The following is a 19,744-nucleotide window of genomic DNA, read 5'->3' as shown; positions in this document are numbered from 1 at the left end:
GGCTCCGGTGCCGTCTCACCGGCCGGACTTCCCGGCCGCGACCGGGGAGGCGAAGAGCGCGGCGATGTCATCGACGAAGACGATCACAGTGGTGAGCACGCCGGCCGCGACCACGGCCAGCGCGATGCCCGGTATCTGGGCGGGAACCCCGTCGCCAAGACGTATCGTCACGAACGAGCCCAGGACCGCAGCCGCCAGCAGCACCGCGTTGCGGGCGATGTGCCAGCCGCCCATGGGCACCTCACCGGCGCCGAAGCAGGCACACTTCACCTGCTTCCCGCGGGCCACGACGAGGATCGGCACGACCGTCAGGCCGCAGCAGAACAGCGCGGCGGCCAGGAAACCGGCGGTGACGGTGGCCGGCACGGCCAGCAGCAGCGCGATGAGCAGCTCGGCGGCCGGGACCAGCACGGCCAGCGGGCGGCGCAGCCGCACGGGGACGAAGTCGAAACCCTCCAGGGAGGCGGCGAAGACACCCCGCGAGCGCAGCTTGGCCACCGCCGCGAGCGCCATCACCGCCACGAGGGCCAGACGGCAGGCGAACGATATGTACAGCACGCAGGCTCCTGGAAGTAGTAAGGCCCGAACGGGCGCCGCCCTGACTCAGGCGGCCACGCGCATTCGGGGAGCACCGGGGGCGCGCGTGGCCGCCCTCGGCGAGGGCGGCCACGCGCGTCAAACAGGTGTCACGCAGGACCAGAAGGGGCGGGCGTCAGCAGTAGTTGTCGCTGTAGCTGTACCAGGTGCCGCAGTGGGTCTTGCAGTCGCCACTGGTCGAGCAGGTCCGGCCGAAGCACACACCGTCGATGTACTTGTACTCCATGTACGGGTCCGGGGGGCAGCCGGCGTCGGCGGTGGCCTTGGGAAGCAGCACCTCGACCGCACGGGTGACACGCCGGGTCATGGATCGGAACATGGTCTCTCCTCAGGGTTGGTGTATCCGGTTTCCAACACGGGCCTCGAGCCACCGAGAAAGTCGGAACGCGATGGCTGCCGCCCACGCAGGCATAAGGGGGGAAATGCGCTTCGGCACGCTAGAGGGCGACCAGTTCGGACCGCAGGGCGGCGACGCCCACGCCCGCCGTGATCACCACCCCGTTGGGGCCGTACGAGGCATAGGTCGGGTAGTGCCTGGCTCCAAACCGCTTCGACAGCTCGGCCTCCGCACCTTCGGCGACGACGATGTCCATCACGTCGCCGAGCATCGCGGCCAGCTCGCTGCCGGCCGAATCGTCTCCGTGGACGATCGCCAGGGAGATCCCTCCGGCGGCCCGCAACCGCTCAGCGTGCCCGGCGAAGACGGGCACGGCCGCGACGCAGGCCTTGCAGGTGAGCGAGAAGAATCCGACCAGGGTCTCCTTACCGAGCAGGGTGCTCTCCGTCACCGTGGTGCCGTCGAGGGCACGGGCGGAGAAGCCCGGGATCCGATCCATGATCCGGACGTCGGAGCCATGCCCGTGCGCGCCACCGCCCGTGGCCTCCAGCTCCCGCCACCGGCGGAGCACGACCAGGAGAACCACCAGATTCAGTACGCTGACGACGCCGACCAGCACCAGCCCCACAACAGCGAATGTCACGACGTGTGTCCTTTCTCCACCGACCTCGGTGCAGGCCCTGGCTGGGCATCGTCAAAGTCTTGAAAGGTTGTCAAGAGAGTCATCCATCCAATGCCCGCTAGCTGGCTCAGCGTCCAGGGTCAGCACTGCCGGCAGCAATGTCCGGGCAGCCTTTTCCGGGATAAGCCGGAGCCGAGCGGCCGGGGCCAACCGAAACAAGCCGTCCACAGCGAGTCCCAGTGGCTTTCAGCAAGGATCGGCCGTATGCGAGCAGTGAGCCGCTACAAGCTTCAAGCGCTCGACATCGTCCGAACCAGGCCGTCTGCGCACACCGATCGGTGGATTCCCGGTCGACAGACGGCGCAGGCGGAGGGTCTTCATGGGATGCGGAGCCCGGGGAGGCCACGCCCGAGGTGGCCACGGTCTCGCTGAGGACGCCAGTTTTCCCTTGAAATCGACAAACACGGAGCTGCTGTCCTCGTTTCGTGAGCCCGGCTCTCCTGGTGCGATCGCCTCACGGGCAAAGATTGCAGCGGGCTGCACAAAACCTCCATATGATCACCACATGCGAGAACTCCCTGGCGATCGCCGCCATGGCGGGCGCCCCGGGCACCCTCTCCGGGTTCGTCGCCCGCGGGCTGCGCGCGCAGCCCGCCGGCGACACACGCCACCGACCTGATGAGCGAGGACGTCGATGGCTGCGCCGGCCGAAGGCACCATCAGAGCAGCTGAAGCGGCATGTGGGCATTCAGCGGACTCCGCCGAGCCCACCTGTGCCGCATCAAAGCCCATCGCACAGAGTTTGAACTGCTCGTCCTTCGAAGCGTCTGGGCGGCTCCGTGATACTCGCTGATCGGCCCGCCGAACACTTCCGACATTCGATCCGACCTTCAGCGGTGCAACGTCCTGCCTGTCGTCGAGATGGATGACGCCCCGGCTGGCGTTCCGTTTTGACGGAGGACCTCATCGGTGCCGTCGCTGCGGCTGAGGACGCATCGGGGGCAGCCCGTCCGCGGGCTCGGTGAGGCGAGCGTGGAGGCCGCCGGGCCTGTCCAGGACAGGCCTATGGCCCACCACACCCGGTGAGGGGTGGGTGGGCCAGGGGAGGAACGGCTGTCAGGCGCAGGTGTATCCGCTCGGCAGCGAGGTGTTGCCGCTGGGACGGCTGACCTGGAAGCCGAAGGAGGTGCTGGCGCCTGGGCCGAGGTTGCCGTTGTGGCCCGCGTTCCTGGCCGTCACGGTCTGCCCGCTCATGGTCACCTGGGCGTTCCAGGAGCCGGTGACGGTGTGTCCGGCCGGCAGGGTGAAGGTCACCGTCCAGCCGCTGATCGCCGAGCTGCCCGCCGTCACCCGGACCGGGTCGACGACGTACCCGTTCTGCCACTGAGTCTGCGTGGTCGCGGTCACGGCGCAGGAGCCGCCGGAGCTGCCGCCGGTGGTGGTGAAGGTCGCCGACGCCGAGTTGGCCGACAGGTTGCCGGCGCCGTCACGCGCCCGGACGTACACCTGATACTGGGTGTTGGCGGTCAGGCCGGTCAACGTGATCGAGTTGGTCTCCGGCTGCCCCAGCAGCGGGTCGGTGGCGCCCTGCTCCCGGTACACGTTGTAACCCGCCAAACCGCTGCCGCCCGAATCCGTGGACGCGGTCCACGTCAACGTCGCACCGGAGGACGTCACATTCGACGCGGCCGGGGTGCCCGGCGTGCTCGGCGGCGTGGTGTCGGTGCCGCCGCCCGTCTGGGTGGTGAAGGTGACCAGCTGGGAGTTGCCGGACAGGTTGCCGGCGCCGTCACGCGCCCGGACGTACACCTGATACTGGGTGTTGGCGGTCAGGCCGGTCAACGTGATCGAGTTGGTCGCCGGCTGCCCCAGCAGCGGGTCGGTGGCGCCCTGCTCCCGGTACACGTTGTAACCCGCCAAACCGCTGCCGCCCGAATCCGTGGACGCGGTCCACGTCAACGTCGCACCGGAGGACGTCACATTCGACGCGGCCGGGGTGCCCGGCGTGCTCGGCGGCGTGGTGTCGGGGTTCGGGTTCACGCTGTTGAGGGCGTTGAGGACCGAGGTGTAGGCGGGCTTCTTGTTGCCGTTGCCGTCGAACAGCAGCGGGGTGTCGCCGGAGCGCCAGGAGTCGCTGTCGCGCACGCCCCACACGGTGATGCCGACGCATCGGGGCACGGCCAGGCAGTCGTTGGTCACGTTGGCGTACGTGGTGGCCGAGGCGCCCTGAATGTCCAGTTCGGTGATCTGCACGTCAACCCCCAGGGCGGCGAAGCTCTGCAGGGTCGTGCGGAAGTTGCTGTTGTACGGGCTGCCGCTGTTGAAGTGGGCCTGCAGGCCGACGCAGTCGATCGGCACGCCGCGTGACTTGAAGTCGCGGACCATGTTGTAGACGCCCTGCGTCTTGGCCCACGTCCAGTTCTCGATGTTGTAGTCGTTGTAGCACAGCTTGGCGGCCGGATCGGCGGCACGGGCGGTTTCGAAGGCCACCTCGATCCAGTCGTTGCCGGTGCGCTGCAGGTTGGAGTCGCGCCGGCCGCCGGAGTTGCCGTCGGCGAACGCCTCGTTGACCACGTCCCAGGCGTAGATCTTGCCCCGGTAGTGGGCCATCACGCCGTTGATGTGGTCGATCATCGCCTGGCGCAGCGAGCTGCCGGACAACGACTGCATCCAGCCGGGCTGCTGGGAGTGCCAGGCCAGCGTGTGCCCGCGCACCCGCTTGCCGTTCTGCACCGCCCAGTTGTAGACCCGGTCACCGTTGGTGAAGCTGAACTGGCCCCGGTTCGGCTCGGTGGCGTCGATCTTCATCTCGTTCTCGGCCGTCACCATGTTGAACTCGCGGTTGGCGATCGTGGTGTACGCCGATTCGTTGAGCTTGCCCGCGGAGATGGCGGCGCCGTAGTACCGACCGCTCTGCATGGCCGCCGCGCCGAGCGTGGTCTCCGCGGCATCGGCGGGAACCGACAACGTCAATGGTGCGATCGTGCCCACCAAGCCGAGAACGCCGGCGGCCACAACCCGGCGGAAGCTGCTGAAGGATCGTCGGCTTCCGGGCGGGGGTAAGGCGTTTGTACGCATGCCTGGGCCTCCATTACTGGATCACGAAACCTACGCGGAGACACACCCCGCCGGATACGAAGCCGCATCCCGCATGGGATGCAGACCACCAGGGCGTCGGAAGGCGGCGATCCCTGCCGTGTCCACCGACCCGGCAGGGAAGCCGCCTCGAGGACTCAGTGTGGAAACGTCCCCGAAATATGTCAAGAATGCTTAGAAAGGTTTCGACCCCCATAGACTGAGCAAAGCGCCTATCACGCGCTTATACAGCAGAAATACTCTGCTGAAACTTTCGGCATCCGCTCGCCAGATGGCGATGGCCGTGAAATTTCATCGCGAGGCTCCGTGCACGACAGCCTGGTTCTCCCGATCGAAAGCCGGCCCTTGATCATTTGGCCGTCGATGAATGCGTCGGCGGGGCCGACCTGGAGGACACCGCGGTGGCGCGCAGGCACCGGAGGGCTCGGCGGATCGGGACCCGGTGAGCAACGGCTCGAGACGAGCGCGAGGCGGCCCGGAACGGTTCATTCCTCCAGGACCTCGGACAGCGGGCGGCGGGCAGCGCGCTTGACGTCATCGGCCGCCACGCCCAGACGCATGATCACCTGTGGGTACGCGCCACCGCAGAGCTCCTCCCGAAGGAACTCGCGCAGGTGGGGCTTCTCCAGCGCCTGGGTGTGGAAGGCGGCGCTGACGCCGTGCGCGGCGGCGTACAGCAGGACATGCTGCAGTGCCTGACCGGCGGCGATCCACTCCTCGCGACCGTCGCCATCGGTGGTGAGCAGGACCAGCGCCCCCAGCGCCCGGCCTTGCCCGCCCTCGGCTCCCCAGGCGTGCCGCCAGGAGTAGTCCCGCTGGGGGAAGTGCGGGTCGGTCGGCGCCGCGTGTCGCGGGTAGGCCCCGGCCGGTACACCGTCCTCGCGCGTGCTCTCCGGCGCCCGGGACCAGCGGAGCAGTTCCAGGGTGAAGCGCTGGTCCTGGCTCTGCACGCCCTGTGCGGCCTGGGTGAGCGCGGCGACCACCGTTGCCGCCGCCGGATGGACGACGGGTGTCAGCCGCACGCCCTCCGCGGCGGCCTTGCGCCCGAGTGATTCGATGAGGTGTCCCGGCACCGGCACGTCGGCGAAGCCCGCCCGATGCGTTCGCCGCCGTTCGACTTCGCCGCCCAGGGCCCGTATCTGCTCATCGGCCTCGATCGGCGTCCCGGCTTTGACGGTCGCCAGCAGGGACGGCCGATCCGGGTCCGGCAGGAGCCGCACGGCGGGCTCGTACCCCTGGCACCGCATCACCGTACGGATGGTGAACAACGCGGCGCCGCAGCTGATGACGAGTTCCCGGCCGCTCGGGTCACTCACCCGCAGTTGCCGATCGACGTCGGCCTTCAGGTCGATCTCCGTTCCCGTCACCTTGAAGATCCAGGGTTGGGTGTTGTGCACCGAGGGGGCCCAGCGAGCGGCCTCCACCGCGGCGTCGAGCGCCTGCTTCACGGACCGGACGTCCATCGTTCCCACCCCCAGCGAATGAGCCTCCAGGAAAGGGCGATGCCGCCGACGACGGCGATGGCGACCGGCCCCATGACGTCCTTGACCTGGGTCGGCATGAAATCCACCCCTGTTTCGAGACTACTGCCGGGTCGGGCTCCGCCGTTGCTCGTACGTCATCGCAGCTCACGGCCGGCGGCACTCTCGTCACCGTCCCGTTCGACGGCTCCCGGTGCCGCGGATTTCCCGCTGGTCGCCGCCCGGGCGGGGAACGCCGGCCCCTGACCGCAGGACAGGCCGTCGAAGAGCAGGTCGAGCAGGCGGTCGAGGCCATCGGCCTGCGCCGCCGCGGCCTGCTCGTGCGCCCACGCCACGCCGAACACCAGCGTGAACAGCTCGACCGGGGCGAGATCGGCTCTGATCTCCCCGCTGCGCTGGGCATCGGCCAGCAGGGACTCACCCGCCGCGCGCATCGCCTCGCACGAGGCGTGCAGGGCGGAGGTCTCGTCCCGCAGCGTGGCCGACAGCGCGGCGGTCAGGCCCCGGTAGGTGGAGCCGGCCGCCGCGAAGCGCCGCGTCCATGCCTTGAGCGCGTCGCGGGGGCGGCCACGGCCCAGCAGGGCGCGGGCCTCGGTGGTGAGCGCGTCGAACCGCTCGCGCAACACCGCCTCCAGCAGGGCCTCTCGGGTTGGGAAGTGGCGGTAGAGCGTACCGATGCCGACCCCCGCGCGGGCGGCGACGTCCTCCAGCGAGGCGGTGACGCCGTCCTGGTCGAAGGCGGCGTGCGCCTCGGCGAGCAGCCTGGCGCGGTTGCGCCGGGCGTCGGCCCGCAGCGGCCGTGGACTCGCCGCGCCGTTCATGAGCGTACTCCTCCCGTGTCCTTGCCAACCGGAGCCTGCCTCCGTATCTTATCGTCCGAGAAATCGGAGGATGCCTCCGAATAATTTCATGGCGAGAGGTGAGGACCATGGACCTGCGGGAGACGCGTGACAGGCTGGGCGCCTTCGGCGTGTGGATCGCGCCGATGACGCTGCTCGACACGCCGGTGTCGGTGCAACGCGAGCAGTTCGCGCGCGTTGAGCGGCTGGGGTACGGGTCGGTGTGGACGGGAGAGCCGCCGGCGGGCGCACCGGCGAGCGGCCGGGAGATCTTCGCCCAGCTCTCCGTCGTCCTGGGCGCGACCAGGCGGCTGGTCGCCGGGGCAGGCATCGCCAACATCAGCAGCCGCGTACCCACCACGATGCACGCCGCCGCGGCCACGCTGGCCGAGGCCCACCCGGGGCGGCTCGTGCTCGGTCTCGGCGGGCAGCCCGCGGACCGCCCGATCACCCGGCTCCGGGAGTATCTCGACGCCATGGACGAGGCCGCCACCCGCCTGCTGCCGGACATCCGCTACCCGCGGGTGCTGGCCGCGCTCGGCCCCAAAGCGCACCTGCTCGCCGCCGAGCGCGCCGACGGTGTCCACCCCTTCCTCCAGCCGGTGGAGCACACCGAGATCGCCCGCAAGTCGCTCGGGCCCGGCGCCCTGGTGATCCCGCACCAGGCCCTGGTCCTCGACTCCGACGCCGACACGGCCAGGGCACGGTTGCGCGCCATCCTGAACATCGGGCAGCGCAACGTGGAGACCCCGTACAGCGCCAACTACCGCAGGCTCGGCTACGGCGACGCCGACCTGGCCGACGACCGCAGTGACAGGCTCATCGACGCCACGCTGGCCTGGGGCGAGGAGGGCGCGGTGGCCCGCCGCCTGCGCGACCACCTGGACGCGGGCGCCGACCACGTACTGCTGCACCCCCTCGCCGGCAGTCTGACCGCTGCCGTCGACCAGCTCGAAAGTCTCGCGCCCCGGCTCCGCCCGGCCCGCTCCTGATCATTTCCTTCCGACGACGCCAGGCGCCGCGACTCTCCTCGCCGCTCGTCGGCCCTGGTCACGTATGCGGGGGCTGAGTTGCGCGGTGCTGGCGGACGGTTCGTTCGTCGCGGCGGACGCGGTCGTGTGGACCGCCGGCCTGGAGGCGGACCGGCTCGTCGCCTTGTCCGGCGCGGAGGGCAAGTGGGTGAAGCGCTGGATCATGGACAAGATCCATCCGCCGGTCGACGACGCCGCCGTGATCCGTTCTTCGCGGTCCGCCCGGTGCGGAGCCGGCGCCTTTCGGCTTGGCTGTCAGGGACGAGGGTCCGTCCAGCCGCGGCGGGCGGCGAGCAGACCCGCCTGGAACCGGGTGCGGGCGCCCAGCCGGTCCATCAGCTCGCTGACGCGGCGGTGGATCGTACGCAGGCTCACCCCCAGTTGGCGTGCCACGGTCTCGTCCTTCAGGCCGGCCGCCAGGAGGGTGAACAACTCCGGATCCGGCAGGTCCGCGGCCGAGGACTTGGCGGGGAACGGGAGGGCCGAGCGCCACAGGACCTCGAACAGGGTGACCAGCGCGTCGAGCAGAGTCGAGGAGTGGACGATGACCGCGCTGTCGGCGTGCGCGGACTCGGCGGTGCTCAGGGGCAGGATCGCGCTTCTGCGGTCCGCTATGGCCAGTTTCATGGGAACCTCGGAGCTGATCCGGGCCTGTTCGCCGGCCGCGACCGACTCCTGGGCCAGGCGTAGCTTGCCGGGGATCTCCAGGGCCGAGGCGTCGTAGATGCCGCGCACCAGGACGCCGTGCGCCAGGCGTTGCAGCTCGGTGGCGTTCTGCTGCGTGGGGTCCTGGGCGTAGGGCGGGCGGTCCAGGACCAGGAGCTCTTCCGTCGCGGTCTGCTGGAGCTGGGTGAAGCGCTGGGCCACGGCCGCCTGGCCCTGGACGACCTCGACCAGTTCCTCGGGGGCCTGGTTCTCGGTTCGCGGCGTCTCGGCGAGCATGGCCAGGGCGGCCAGGCGGGCCTGGGCCAAGCCCTCCTCGCGGCGGGAGATGAGGGCGGCCACCGCGACGTCCGGCCGGGTCGGTACGTACCTGACCGGGCGGCCCGCCATGCGGCTGGCCAGCCCCAGCTCCTCCAGCCTGCTGAACGCGCGGCGCAGGGCCACCGTGCTGCGCCCGGTGCGCGCGGCGAGCTCGGGCAGGGTGGCGCGCGGGCCGCGTAGCAGGTCCCGGTAGATTCGTTCGTCCTCGGCGTCGACCCCGACGGCCGAGAGCGCGTTGTCGTCGGGTTTCATGATCCTTTGCCGTGTCTGATTCGTGCAATGTCATAGATCTGCCAATCCTCGGGCTAGCGTAGGCGATCCCGCCCCCGATAGGACAGATACAGATCATTTGCGCTTGTTGTCTGTCTTGGAGGCAGTTTTGAGAAAGGCGCTCACCCTCGGGGTGGCGACCGCGCTCGCGGTGCTCTCGGCCGCCACGCCCGCCGTCGCGGCGGACGACGGCTTCCGCGGCTGGCACCAGCCGCGGTGCACGACGGTCACCGGCGGCGGGTCGGTGACGTTCACGCGGGACGAGGGCAAGACGATCACACCGACCAGCGAGGTGCTGCATCCGATCGTTTACACCAGCGGGCTCGTCACCCTCGATCGTCCCGACACGTTACTCGCCCTGTCCAACAATCTGCTGTTGACCTCGGGTGACGCCGGTTGCAGCTGGACTCCGGTGGGCAAGGTGAACGGCTCGTACATCGAGCTCGTCGCGGCGCGGGACGGCCGGGCGTACGCCTGGGATCGCGACGGCAACCTCTCGCTGGTCACACCCGGCGAGATCACGCCGCTGACCTCACCGGCCGGCCGGTTGCGCGGTCTGGGAACGGATCGGCGCCGCGGTGACCACCTGCGCGCGGCCGACGGGTCCGGGCAGTTGTACGACTCACGGGACGGCGGGCGCACCTGGCGGCCCCTCGGGGTGCCCGCCTGGCCGCAGGACGACCTGCTGATGGTCTACACCACGGCCTTCGATCCGGACAACCTGGACCACGTGGTGCTGGGCGCGGCGGGCCACGGCGCCCGCGTCACCTTCGACGGCGGTCGCACGTGGAAGACGTCCACCGGTCTGGGCGAGGAGGGCGCCAAGGTCAACGTGTTCAGCGCCACGGTCTCCCCCGCCAAGCCGAACATCGTGTATGTGATGGGCCTCAATCTGGCGGAGTCGGACGCGGGCGCGCCGTCCGACGGCCGGCACATCTACCGGTCGTCCGACGGCGGCCGCACCTTCACCCCCGTCGTCGACCAGGGCAACGGGATCACGCTCAGCAACGGGCCGGTGCTCGCCGCCCATCCGAAGGACCCGGGGGTGCTCTATTTCGAGTTCGGCACCGCGTGGGCCGCGACCGGCACGGACATCTACACGTACGACTTCCGCCGCAACCGGGTCACCACCCGGCACAACGACTACGACCGCGTGACCTCCTTCGCGTTCAACCCGTCGAACGCGAGGGTGATGTATCTGGGCGTGGCCGAGGAAGGATAGGCGAACGCCGCCTTCGTGGCCCGGCCGGGGAACGTGACGAGCGGACGTTTCCCGGCCGGGGCCTCGTCCCCGGGAGTCGGTCGCCTGGTGCAGATGTGCCGGGCCGTCGGCGGCCAAGGTGGGGCGTGGTCTGGGATGATGGCGACCTCCGCGCGGGCGATGCGTGAGGCGGGCGTCGATGTCGCCGCCGGCACCGCCCAGTGTGCCCAGGGGCGTGGGCAGGCGGTCACCGGAGCGCCGGCATCTCGATGGGCGCCCTGCTGACGGAGACGCTCTTCGCCAGGGCCTGGAGCACGTCGCGACGCACGCGCTCGCACCGCTCGCGCATGGCCTCGTGGGCGCCGTCCGCGTCCCGGGCGCGCAGCCGCTCGAAGATGGCTTCCAGCTCCCCGGGCGGGCTCGCGGCCTCGGGAGCGATCAACGCGGCCATCCGCAGGACCCGCTCCAGCTCGTCGAGCACGTCGACGATCGCCTTGCCGAAACGGTCGTTACCGCTGGAGTTGGCGATGACGGCCTCGAACTCGATCCCGGCCCGCAGCGACGCCTCTTGTCCCACCTCGCCCGCCGCGAGCGCGTGCGGCACCTTGGACAGCACGTCGAGCCGATCGAGCGCCGGCGCCTCGACACCTCGGCGCGCGGCGGCGGCGACGGCCTCGCCGGACAGCAGCGTCCGCAAGGCACACAGATCGCCGGTGTCCTGGAGCGTGATCGGGCTGACGACGTAGCCCGCGCGCGGAAGCGCCTCCACGAGCCCGTCGCGCCTCAACCGCGCGAGCGCCTCACGCACTGGCGTCTTGCTGATGCCCCATCGCTGCGCGAACGACGCTTCGCTGAAGCTGCTGCCGGGCGGCAGGGTCAGGTCGATGATCTGGCGCTTGATCGCCCGGTAGGCCTGGCTGGTGCGGTCGAGGCCGGGCTCTTCCTCGCCGGCCAGCAGCAGCGCGGGGATGTGAGGCATTCCCCTGACCACGGGATGGATATCGGGCACTCGCTCAGCATATCAGCGGAGGCATTTGAGATATCAACGAATAAGATTGGTATCTTGCGCCTATGCTGCTCATGTGCAGGAACCTCCGCCGATCCCGGGTCCACCGCACCGTGAGCGCCCCCTGCGATGGGCGCGATGAGCACGCGCCGACCCCGTCAGCAGGTTCCCCGGCCCCGTTTCAGCGATCGCGTACGAGTGGATGGCGTATTTCATGATCCTCAAAGCCTTTGATCACAGCGCCGGCGAGATGCCGGAGAACATCGTGGTCCTCGCGGACGGCACGATCTGTGCGACCCTGCTGATGGCGGGTACCGTCTGGTCGTCCAGCGGCGAGCCGGAACGGGTGGTCTCGGGACCGGCCGACGCGATCGTGGTCGGCCTCGCCTCGGACTCCGAGGGCCGGCTGTATGCCGCCGTGCGCAGCTCGACCGGCACCGTGGCGGGAATCTGGCGGCGCGAGGCTCCGCGTCGTTGGGTTCGATTCGCCGCCTCGGAAACCCGGGCGGGGCTCAACGGCATCACCTTCGCCGAGGACGGCACGCTGTTCGCGGCCGACTCCGTGAACGGCGAGATCCTCTGCTGTCCTCCCGGCGACGACACGCTTCGGCTCTGGCTCGCCGACGAGCACTTGGCGCCGGTGTCGCCGGACGACCCGGTGTCGTCCACGGGCGTGAACGGGCTCAAGCTCTGGGACGGCGCCCTGTGGGCGACCAACACGGCCCAGGGCACCGTCCTGCGTATCGGCCTCGACGAGGGACGCCCAGGCGAGGTGAAACAGATCCACACCGGCATACCCGCCGACGACTTCGCGTTCGACAGCTCGGGCACGCTGTATCTGGCCGTCCATCCGCACGACACCGTGCTGCGCATCGCCCCGGACGGGGTCATGACCACCCTCGCGACCCAGGCCGACGGCCTCGACGGCCCGAGCGCGATCGCCGTCATCGACGACGGGCTTCTCGTGACAAGCCTGGGCATGCTCGGCTCACGTCACAACCCGAACATCGCTCGTCTCAGCCTGGACGTGGCCGCTCCCGCACTGCCCCGCCCGCGAATGCCCCGCTGACGACCAGGACAGCGCTCAAGGAGCACCGTGGCTCGCCCGAGGCTCGCGGAGGCTCGCTCCGACCTCGTGGATGCCACCGCAGAGCCGTAGATCATGCCGCTGCCACGGCTGGATACGGGCATTCATCCTCGAATGTGCGGAAGGTAGGGTGAGGGCTTGTGACGACGTTTCGGATCAGCGAGGCCGCGGCTCCGCTCGGGATCAGCGCCGACACCGTCCGCCGGTGGGTGGACGCGGGCCGGCTCGGGGCCGAGCGGGACGAGCACGGCCACCGGCGGGTGAGCGGCGCCGACCTGGCCGCTTTCACCCGTTCACAGATCGAGAAGGGCGACGGCGATGGTCGTTCCTCGGCGCGTAACCGATGTCGTGGCATTGCCACCGAGGTGACCCGCGATGTGGTGATGGCGCAGGTGGAGATCGCCGCGGAGCCGTTCCGGGTGGTGTCGCGGATGAGCCGCCAGGCCGCGACGAGCCGGGCCTGGATGTCGGGGTGGCGGCGGTCGCCGTGATCAGGTCCGCCAACGTCGTCGTGGAGATCCCCGGCCACGAGCGCGTGGCCAGTTACCTGTGAGGAGCCCCCCTTGGTGTTCAGGCGTAGATCCCGGTGGGCGATCGCCCTGCCCGTCGCGCTCGCGCTGGCGGGTTCGTCCGGCTGCGGCTCCGGCGACCCCGCAACGTCCACGACCTCCGCTTCGTCCTCGGCGTCCGCCGGAGGCGAGGCCAGGGAGGTGACGGTGTTCGCGGCGGCTTCGCTGACCGAGACGTTCACCGAGCTCGGCAAGATCTTCGAGGCCACTCACCCGGGCACGACGGCGAGGTTCAACTTCGGCTCCAGCGCCACGCTGGCCCAGCAGATCACGCAGGGGGCGCCGGCCGACGTCTTCGCCGCCGCGAGCCCGGCCACCATGAAGACCGTCACCGACGCGTCGCCGGCTTCTGCGCCCACCACGTTCGTACGGAACAAGCTGCAGATCGCGGTGCCCGCGGACAACCCGGCCAAGGTGGACGAGCTGAGGGATCTGACCGATCCCAAGGTGAAGGTGGCGCTCTGCGCCGAGCAGGTGCCGTGCGGGGTCGCGGCGGTCAAGGCACTGGACGCGGCCAAGCTGGCGGTCAAGCCGGTCACGCTGGAGCAGGACGTCAAAGCCACACTGACCAAGGTGGAGCTGGGCGAGGTGGACGCGGCGCTGGTCTACAAGACCGACGTGATCGCCTCCGGCGGCAAGGTGCGGGGCATCGCGTTCCCGGAGGCGGACCAGGCGATCAACGACTACCCGATCGCCACCCTGGCCGAGGCTCCCGCCGGTGACACGGCCAAGCAGTTCGTGGATCTGGTGCTGTCGCAGCGGGGCAAGGACGTGCTGACCAAGGCCGGCTTCGAGTCTCCCTGATCCCGGATGAGCTGATCCGCTCCGCAAGAGTTCGACTCGGCGGCGCCACGTGGCGGCCCCGCCGATCCTCCGGCAGGGCGATCCCCGGGGCGATCCCATCGCACCGCTCCGCGCATCGCCCGGGCCGCCGGCCGGTTCCAGGACCGAGGACCGGCGGGACCGCTGACCGGCTCGTGACACGTTGTCGCAGGTCAGACAAAGTACGAACGCATCTGGGGGATGCCCTTTGGACCACAGAAGTTGTACTATGCGAGTTGTACAACAGATGTTTTGCCAAGGGTGACCATCTTCGAGGGGGTGCGGACATGCCGAAAAACCCTGAGCGCCGGGATCAACTGGGCGACGTCGCCCTCGAAGTGCTGGCCTCCGAGGGGAGCCGGGGGCTGACCCACCGGGCCGTGGATCAGCGGGCGGGCCTGCCGGCGGGCACCACCGCCAACTACTACCCCTCCAGGGAGACCCTGCTGACGGCCGCGGCCGAGCGCATCAACGCCCGGCGCTGGAAGGAATACCAGGCGCGCTGGCCGATCTCCCACGTGCGCACCGGTCCGGAAGGCTTAAGTGACGCCTTGTGCGAAACGCTGCGGGCCGCCCTGACCACAAACCGGGAGCGCTGCCTGGCGGTGCTGGAGCTGAGCCTGGAGGCCACCCGCCGGCCGGATCTGGGCGAGCTGATCGCGCAGAACCGCCGGGCTCAGGAGAAGGTCGTCGAGGGGATCCTGCAGGCCAGCGGCGCCCACTACGGCCAGGCCGATCTGGTGGCGCTGACCACGTGGGTGTACGGCACCATCCTGTGGCTGCTCACCAGGCCGCCCTCCGAGCCGGCCGATGACCAGTTGCTGGCATCGCTCTCGCGGACGACCGCGTACCGGTTCTGGCACCCCTCACCCTCGTCCCTGGCGCCGCACGAGGCCGGCGGGAGCGTGGCCGAGGACAGCGACGACGATCTGCGCAGGATCTGACCGAACGCGAATCCCACCCTCGCCCGGCCCCGGCCGTAGATCGCTCCGGCCTCATAGGGAAGTCCGGAAAGGTGTGGCACGACCACCTGGGACGAGCCGGCCGGCAGCGACATCGTCTTGGCCGGCGGACGCGGCACCCGGAGGACAGGAACCGGACGGCCGCGCCTGAAACGGGCCGGTGCGGGCCCTCCCGGGGGCGGGACCGGATCGGTCCCGCACCCGGGGCCCCATCCCAACACGACGAAACCCAGAACTCCGATCACCGCAAAGAAACCGCGTTCCGGGGCCCCATCAGGGAGGACTCATCATGGTAACCCGATCCGGCGGAGGCAGAGGCGACCCGAACGACACGGGCCGCCCCGCCAAGCCCCTGGTCAGTTGCCCGCGTCACCCGAGCGTGATGACCAGCGGCGCGTGTCCGGCCTGCCTCCGCGAGGCTGCCCGCCGGCAGGAAGGGACCCCACGGCCCCCGGTCGAGGGCAGCCTGTCCGAGCACCACGTCGTCATGTGGTTCAACCCCATCTGGGACTCCGTCCGCCGGCTGCGCCGAACTCCGGCCCGGGTCTGACGGCCGCGACCCACTGACAGCAAGCCCAGCAAGGCCGCGTCGGCCGGATGCTTGATCGTCATCTCGGCGGCGCTCGTGGCCGCCGGCGCACTGGCCGCCCCCGCGTCCGCCGACCCGCCCCCGCCGAGGGTCAGAGGCGGCCGCCGGAGGCGGGGCGGCGGTGGAGGAGGCCGAACTTGGTCCACATCGCCTCCGCCGCCTCGATCGAGGCGCCCGTACGGGCCGGGTCCACGGCGGCGAGCTGGGTGACCAGGGCCTGGGCGACGGCGATGCCGGCGGTCAACGACGGGAAGAACGCCTCGCCCTCCGCCGGCACCATCACGACCTCCTCCGCCGCGCCGGCCAGCGCCGGACTGGCCACGTCCGTCACGGCGAACACGCGCGCCCCTCGCGAACGGGCCTCGTCGGCGGCCAGCACCGTGCTCTCGTACAGGCGCCAGAAGCTGATGGCGATCAGCACGTCGCCCGCCTCGACCGCGGCCACCGCGTTCGACAGGTCCGCCTCTCCCCCCGTCACGGCCGTCACCGGATAGCCCGCCAGCCGGGCGTTGTGGGCGAGCGCCAGCCCGACGGCCGCGTAACTCCCGCTGGCGACGATCACCGTGCGGCGCGCCCGCGCGACGGCCTCCGCGATCGTGAGGAGCACGCGCTCGTCCAGGCGCCGGTTGAGCAGCGCCAGGCTGTCGAGGTCGCGGCGCAGTGAGCGGGAGCTGGGTGAGCCGGTCCCCCGGTGCTCGGCGGCGACCTGACCGGCGCTGAGCGAGGACAGGTAGCGGGCGCGCAGCTCCTGCTGCAGCGCGGGCCAGCCGGCGAAGCCGAGTGCCTGCGCCGTGCGGGTGACGGTGGCCACGTTGACGCCGGCGAGCTGGGCCAGCTCCCCCGCTGAGCCGAACGAGGCCCGGCGCGGCTGCGAGAGCAGGAGTTGAAGCACTGCGGCCGACTTGCCGCGCAGCCCACGCCCCGGCAGCCGCGCACGCAACCAGTCCTCGAAACCGTCCGTGTCATCCGTGCCGCCTGGGCCGGCCGGGGGGTCCCGCCGGATCGTGTCGTCCTCTGTCACCTGGTCCCTTCCTTGGGCGAGCCGGGCATGCGCTCCCGAGCGCGATCGCGTCCCCCCGGGCCGGGAACATCGTACGCGGTCATCATCTCCCTAAATTGCAAAGACCATTGCAATGTGTCCAATCTGCACTATATGTTGCTTGACAATTGTTTTGCTGGGCCATGACCTGGGGAAAGGTGTGTCAGATGACCTTGCTGGCCCGTCTGGACCGGCTTCCGCTGAGCCGTCCGCACTATGTCCTGCTTCTCATTGGCGGCCTCGGCTACACCTTCGACGGCATGGACACGGCCGTCGTCGCATTCCTGCTGCCGAGCGCCCAGGAGGTCTGGGACCTGTCCAACGGCCAGCTCGGCTTCATCGGGTCCGCGACGCCGTTCGGTTTCCTGTTCGGCGCGACCATCGCGGGCGTGCTCGGCGACCGCATAGGCCGCAAGAAGGTGATGATGTACGCGCTCGCCTTCTACGCCGTCTTCTCCGTCGTGGCCGCGTTCGCCCCGAACTATGAGGTGTTCCTCGCTTCCCGGGTGCTGGCCGGAGCCGGGGCAGGGGCGGAGAGTGCGATCATCGCGCCGTTCCTGTCGGAGTTCGTGCCCGCCAAGCGGCGCGGCTGGTTCATCGGCGCGCTGGCCGGGTTCTTCTCGTTCGGGTTCGTGATGGCGGCGCTGCTCGGGCGGTTCGTGGTGCCGACGTTCGACGAGGGCTGGCGGATCGCGCAGATGATCAGCGCGCTGCCCATCCTGCTGCTGCTGTGGTGGCGCCGTTCGCTGCCCGAGTCGCCCCGGTTCCTGCTCCAGGAGGGCCGCCCGGGTGAGGCCGAGGCGGTGGTGGCCGATCTGGAACGCCGGGTCGAGCGGGCCACGGGCCGGCCGCTGCCGCCGGTGCCGGACACCGCCGTCGCCCCGGCGACGCGGACGCCGAAGGTGAACCTGCTCAGCGCGCTGCGGTTCCTGTGGAGCCCGGTCATGGCCCGGCGCACGGCGGTGATCTGGCTGATTTGGTTCGTGATCACGTTCTCGTACTACGGGTTCTTCTCCTGGATCCCCACCCTGCTCGTGCAGCGCGGCATCACCGTCACCAAGAGCTTCGAGTTCTCGATCATCATCTACCTGGCGCAGATCCCGGGATACTTCTCCGCCGCCTGGCTGTCGGAGCGGCTGGACCGCAAGAACACGATCGCGATCTACCTCGCCGGCTCGGCGGTGAGCGCGTTCTGGCTGTCGCAGATGGACTCGCCCGTCGCCATCACGATCGCGGGCGCGGTGCTGTCGTTCTTCCTGAACGGCACGTACGCCGGCGTCTACTCCTACACGCCCGAGGTCTTCCCCACCTGGGTCCGCGCCACCGGCACCGGCCTGTCGAGCGCGTTCGGGCGGGTCGGCAGCATCCTGGCCCCGTCGATCATCGGCCTGTCGGAGGCGAGCCTGGGCTTCGGCGGCGTGTTCGGGCTGACCACGGCGGTGCTGGCGGCCGGGGTGATCTGCGTGCTCGTGTTCGGCCTGGCCACGGCCGGGCGATCGCTGGAAGAGCTGACGGAACCCACCACCACCGAGGAGGCGACCAGATGATCAACGATTTGGCCGGGCTGGAGAAGGCGGTACGCGAGGAGGTCGGCGTGCGGCTGTTCACCGTGCTGGCCTGGGTGCCGGAACGGCGGGCGCTGCGCCGGGTCCACAGCAGCCACCCGGCCGAGTACCCGGTGGGCGGCGAGAAGACCGTCGAGGTCGCCCAGGACTGGCTGATCACCTGCATCGAGCGAGGTGAGCCGTACTTCGGCCGCGACAGGGAGGCCGTGCGGAAGATCTTCGCCGACCACGAACTGATCGAGAGCCTGGGGTGTGGTTCGATCATCAATGTGCCCGTGATCGGGAAGGAGGGCGAGGTGCTCGGCGTGCTGAACATCCTTGATGCCGAGGGGACCTACGACGACGCGTCCGTGGCCGAGGCCGTGGCGATCGCCGCGAAGGCCGCCCCGGCGCTGTCCGGGGGTGCCGCATGAGCCTGCTGCTGCGCAACGCGCTGCTGCTCGACGTGACGACCGGCGAGTACACCGAGGGCGACCTGCGCTGTGCCGAGGGCCGGGTCGCCGAGACGGGGCGAGGGCTGTCCGCGCCCGACGGCACGAGGGTGATCGACGTGGCGGGGGCCCACGTGGTGCCCGGCCTGATCGACGCGCACGTGCACGTCACCGCCTCGTCCGCGGACCTCGGCTCGCTTCGCTCCATGTCCCCCTCATACGTCACCGCCCACAGCGCCCGCATCATGGGCGGCATGCTGGACCGGGGCTTCACCACGGTCCGCGACTGCTCCGGCGCCGACTTCGGGCTGGCCGACGCGCAGGCGGAGGGCCTCATCCGGGGGCCGCGCCTGCTGTTCTGCGGCAAGGGGCTGAGCCAGACCGGCGGCCACTCCGACTTCCGCGGCCGGGGCGAGCAGGTGCACGACGAGCACCCGTGCTGCGCGGGCATCGGGCGGGTGGCGGACGGCGTGGACGCGGTCCGCGTCGCCGCCCGCGACGAGTTGCGCAAGGGCGCCCACCACATCAAGGTCATGGCCTCCGGCGGCGTGGCCTCGCCGACCGACCGGATCGACTCGACCCAGTTCTCGACGGAGGAGCTGCGCGCGGCCGTCGAGGAGGCCGAGGCCGCCAATCGTTACGTCGCCGCCCACGCCTACACCGCCCGTGCCGTCAACCGGGCGCTGGAGGCCGGGGTGCGTTCCGTCGAGCACGGCAACCTGATCGACGACACCAGCGTCGAGCTGTTCCTGCGCAACGACGCCTACCTGGTGCCGACGCTGGTGACGTACTGGGCGCTCAAGGAGGAGGGCCGCGAGTTCGGGCTGCCCGAGCGGAGCTGGCGCAAGGTGGACGAGGTGCTGGAGGCGGGCCTCGTCGCGCTGGAACGGGCGGCGCGTGCGGGCGTGCGGCTGGTGTACGGGACGGACCTGCTGGGTGGCATGCACCGGCACCAGAGCCACGAGTTCCGGCTGCGGGCCGAGGTGCAGCGGCCGATCGACGTGCTGCGCGCGGCCACGACGAGCGCGGCGGAGCTGACCGGGCTGACGGGCGAGGCCGGCACGCTGGCCGTGGGGGCGCATGCCGACCTGCTCGTGCTCGACGGCGATCCGCTGGAGGACATCGGCGTGCTGGCCGAGCCGGACAAGCGCGTGCGGCACGTCGTCCAGGCGGGCGTGGTCGTCACCTCCTCCCCGTGATCGTCACGTCCTCAAGG

18 protein-coding genes and 1 pseudogene are annotated in these 19,744 nt (G+C 70.3%); 10 read left to right on the top strand and 9 right to left on the bottom strand.

Annotation, left to right across the window (positions count from 1 at the left end; translation table 11 throughout):
- Positions 1–15 precede the first annotated feature (15 nt).
- From ABGB18_RS02010 to ABGB18_RS01985, 6 genes are all read right to left on the bottom strand, one after another.
- Positions 16–558, bottom strand: coding sequence for a MauE/DoxX family redox-associated membrane protein (locus tag ABGB18_RS02010; protein WP_347693540.1), 543 nt, complete (start codon positions 556–558; stop codon positions 16–18).
- A gap of 154 nt (positions 559–712) precedes the next feature.
- Positions 713–916: a hypothetical protein gene (locus tag ABGB18_RS02005; protein ID WP_347693539.1), complete on the bottom strand. Its 204-nt coding sequence runs from the start codon at positions 914–916 to the stop codon at positions 713–715.
- Positions 917–1,034: 118 nt separating this feature from the next.
- Positions 1,035–1,577 (bottom strand): redoxin family protein, encoded by a 543-nt coding sequence (locus tag ABGB18_RS02000; RefSeq protein ID WP_347693538.1) that lies wholly within the window; start codon positions 1,575–1,577, stop codon positions 1,035–1,037.
- Between the two features lie 1,095 nt (positions 1,578–2,672).
- A complete protein-coding gene (locus tag ABGB18_RS01995; protein WP_347693537.1) occupies positions 2,673–4,529 on the bottom strand; it encodes an endo-1,4-beta-xylanase in 1,857 nt (618 codons plus the stop codon).
- Positions 4,530–5,137: 608 nt separating this feature from the next.
- Entirely contained in the window at positions 5,138–6,115 is a 978-nt protein-coding gene (locus tag ABGB18_RS01990; protein WP_347693536.1) for a nitroreductase family protein, read from the bottom strand.
- Between the two features lie 155 nt (positions 6,116–6,270).
- Entirely contained in the window at positions 6,271–6,954 is a 684-nt protein-coding gene (locus ABGB18_RS01985) for a helix-turn-helix domain-containing protein (RefSeq protein ID WP_347693535.1), read from the bottom strand.
- Positions 6,955–7,061: 107 nt separating this feature from the next.
- Between ABGB18_RS01985 and ABGB18_RS01980 the strand changes: the two genes are divergently transcribed.
- Positions 7,062–7,964 (top strand): TIGR03620 family F420-dependent LLM class oxidoreductase, encoded by a 903-nt coding sequence (locus ABGB18_RS01980; protein WP_347693534.1) that lies wholly within the window; start codon positions 7,062–7,064, stop codon positions 7,962–7,964.
- Between the two features lie 294 nt (positions 7,965–8,258).
- Here the strand turns inward: ABGB18_RS01980 and ABGB18_RS01975 are convergent, their stop codons facing one another.
- Positions 8,259–9,239, bottom strand: a complete 981-nt coding sequence (locus ABGB18_RS01975; RefSeq protein WP_347693533.1) for a LuxR C-terminal-related transcriptional regulator — start codon at positions 9,237–9,239, stop codon at positions 8,259–8,261.
- A 127-nt stretch (positions 9,240–9,366) separates the two neighbouring features.
- Here ABGB18_RS01975 and ABGB18_RS01970 point away from each other — a divergent pair, with 127 nt between their 5' ends.
- Positions 9,367–10,479, top strand: coding sequence for a hypothetical protein (locus ABGB18_RS01970; RefSeq protein WP_347693532.1), 1,113 nt, complete (start codon positions 9,367–9,369; stop codon positions 10,477–10,479).
- 226 nt (positions 10,480–10,705) lie between these two features.
- Here ABGB18_RS01970 and ABGB18_RS01965 read toward each other — a convergent pair whose 3' ends face one another.
- Complete coding sequence (locus ABGB18_RS01965) at positions 10,706–11,437, bottom strand: GntR family transcriptional regulator (protein WP_347693531.1); 732 nt, start codon at positions 11,435–11,437, stop codon at positions 10,706–10,708.
- 241 nt (positions 11,438–11,678) lie between these two features.
- Here ABGB18_RS01965 and ABGB18_RS01960 point away from each other — a divergent pair, with 241 nt between their 5' ends.
- From ABGB18_RS01960 to ABGB18_RS01940, 5 genes and pseudogenes are all read left to right on the top strand, one after another.
- A complete protein-coding gene (locus ABGB18_RS01960; protein ID WP_347693530.1) occupies positions 11,679–12,533 on the top strand; it encodes a hypothetical protein in 855 nt (284 codons plus the stop codon).
- Positions 12,534–12,691: 158 nt separating this feature from the next.
- Positions 12,692–13,104, top strand: a pseudogene (locus ABGB18_RS01955) (helix-turn-helix domain-containing protein).
- Between the two features lie 10 nt (positions 13,105–13,114).
- The gene (gene modA, locus ABGB18_RS01950) at positions 13,115–13,924 is read left to right on the top strand and encodes a molybdate ABC transporter substrate-binding protein (RefSeq protein WP_347693529.1); all 810 of its coding nucleotides are present in this window, start codon (positions 13,115–13,117) and stop codon (positions 13,922–13,924) included.
- 305 nt (positions 13,925–14,229) lie between these two features.
- Complete coding sequence (locus ABGB18_RS01945) at positions 14,230–14,886, top strand: TetR/AcrR family transcriptional regulator (RefSeq protein ID WP_347693528.1); 657 nt, start codon at positions 14,230–14,232, stop codon at positions 14,884–14,886.
- 307 nt (positions 14,887–15,193) lie between these two features.
- Positions 15,194–15,454 carry a hypothetical protein gene (locus tag ABGB18_RS01940; protein ID WP_347693527.1) on the top strand — a complete coding sequence of 87 codons (261 nt, stop codon included), beginning with the start codon at positions 15,194–15,196 and terminating at the stop codon, positions 15,452–15,454.
- Positions 15,455–15,584: 130 nt separating this feature from the next.
- Here the strand turns inward: ABGB18_RS01940 and ABGB18_RS01935 are convergent, their stop codons facing one another.
- The gene (locus ABGB18_RS01935; protein WP_347693526.1) at positions 15,585–16,514 is read right to left on the bottom strand and encodes a MurR/RpiR family transcriptional regulator; all 930 of its coding nucleotides are present in this window, start codon (positions 16,512–16,514) and stop codon (positions 15,585–15,587) included.
- A 185-nt stretch (positions 16,515–16,699) separates the two neighbouring features.
- Between ABGB18_RS01935 and ABGB18_RS01930 the strand changes: the two genes are divergently transcribed.
- The 3 genes from ABGB18_RS01930 to ABGB18_RS01920 are packed head-to-tail and all read left to right on the top strand — an operon-like array spanning position 16,700 to position 19,727.
- Positions 16,700–18,079: an MFS transporter gene (locus tag ABGB18_RS01930; protein ID WP_347693525.1), complete on the top strand. Its 1,380-nt coding sequence runs from the start codon at positions 16,700–16,702 to the stop codon at positions 18,077–18,079.
- Positions 18,076–18,510 (top strand): GAF domain-containing protein, encoded by a 435-nt coding sequence (locus ABGB18_RS01925; protein ID WP_347693524.1) that lies wholly within the window; start codon positions 18,076–18,078, stop codon positions 18,508–18,510. Before ABGB18_RS01930 ends, ABGB18_RS01925 begins: the two co-directional genes overlap by 4 nt.
- Complete coding sequence (locus ABGB18_RS01920; protein WP_347693523.1) at positions 18,507–19,727, top strand: amidohydrolase family protein; 1,221 nt, start codon at positions 18,507–18,509, stop codon at positions 19,725–19,727. The genes ABGB18_RS01925 and ABGB18_RS01920 overlap by 4 nt, the downstream gene beginning before the upstream one ends.
- Positions 19,728–19,744 lie beyond the last annotated feature (17 nt).

Source organism: Nonomuraea sp. B12E4 (genome assembly GCF_039871825.1).
Classification (GTDB): Bacteria; Actinomycetota; Actinomycetes; order Streptosporangiales; family Streptosporangiaceae; genus Nonomuraea.
Note: the sequence above shows the minus strand (reverse complement) of the source record. Positions and strands in the feature narration are given on the sequence as shown.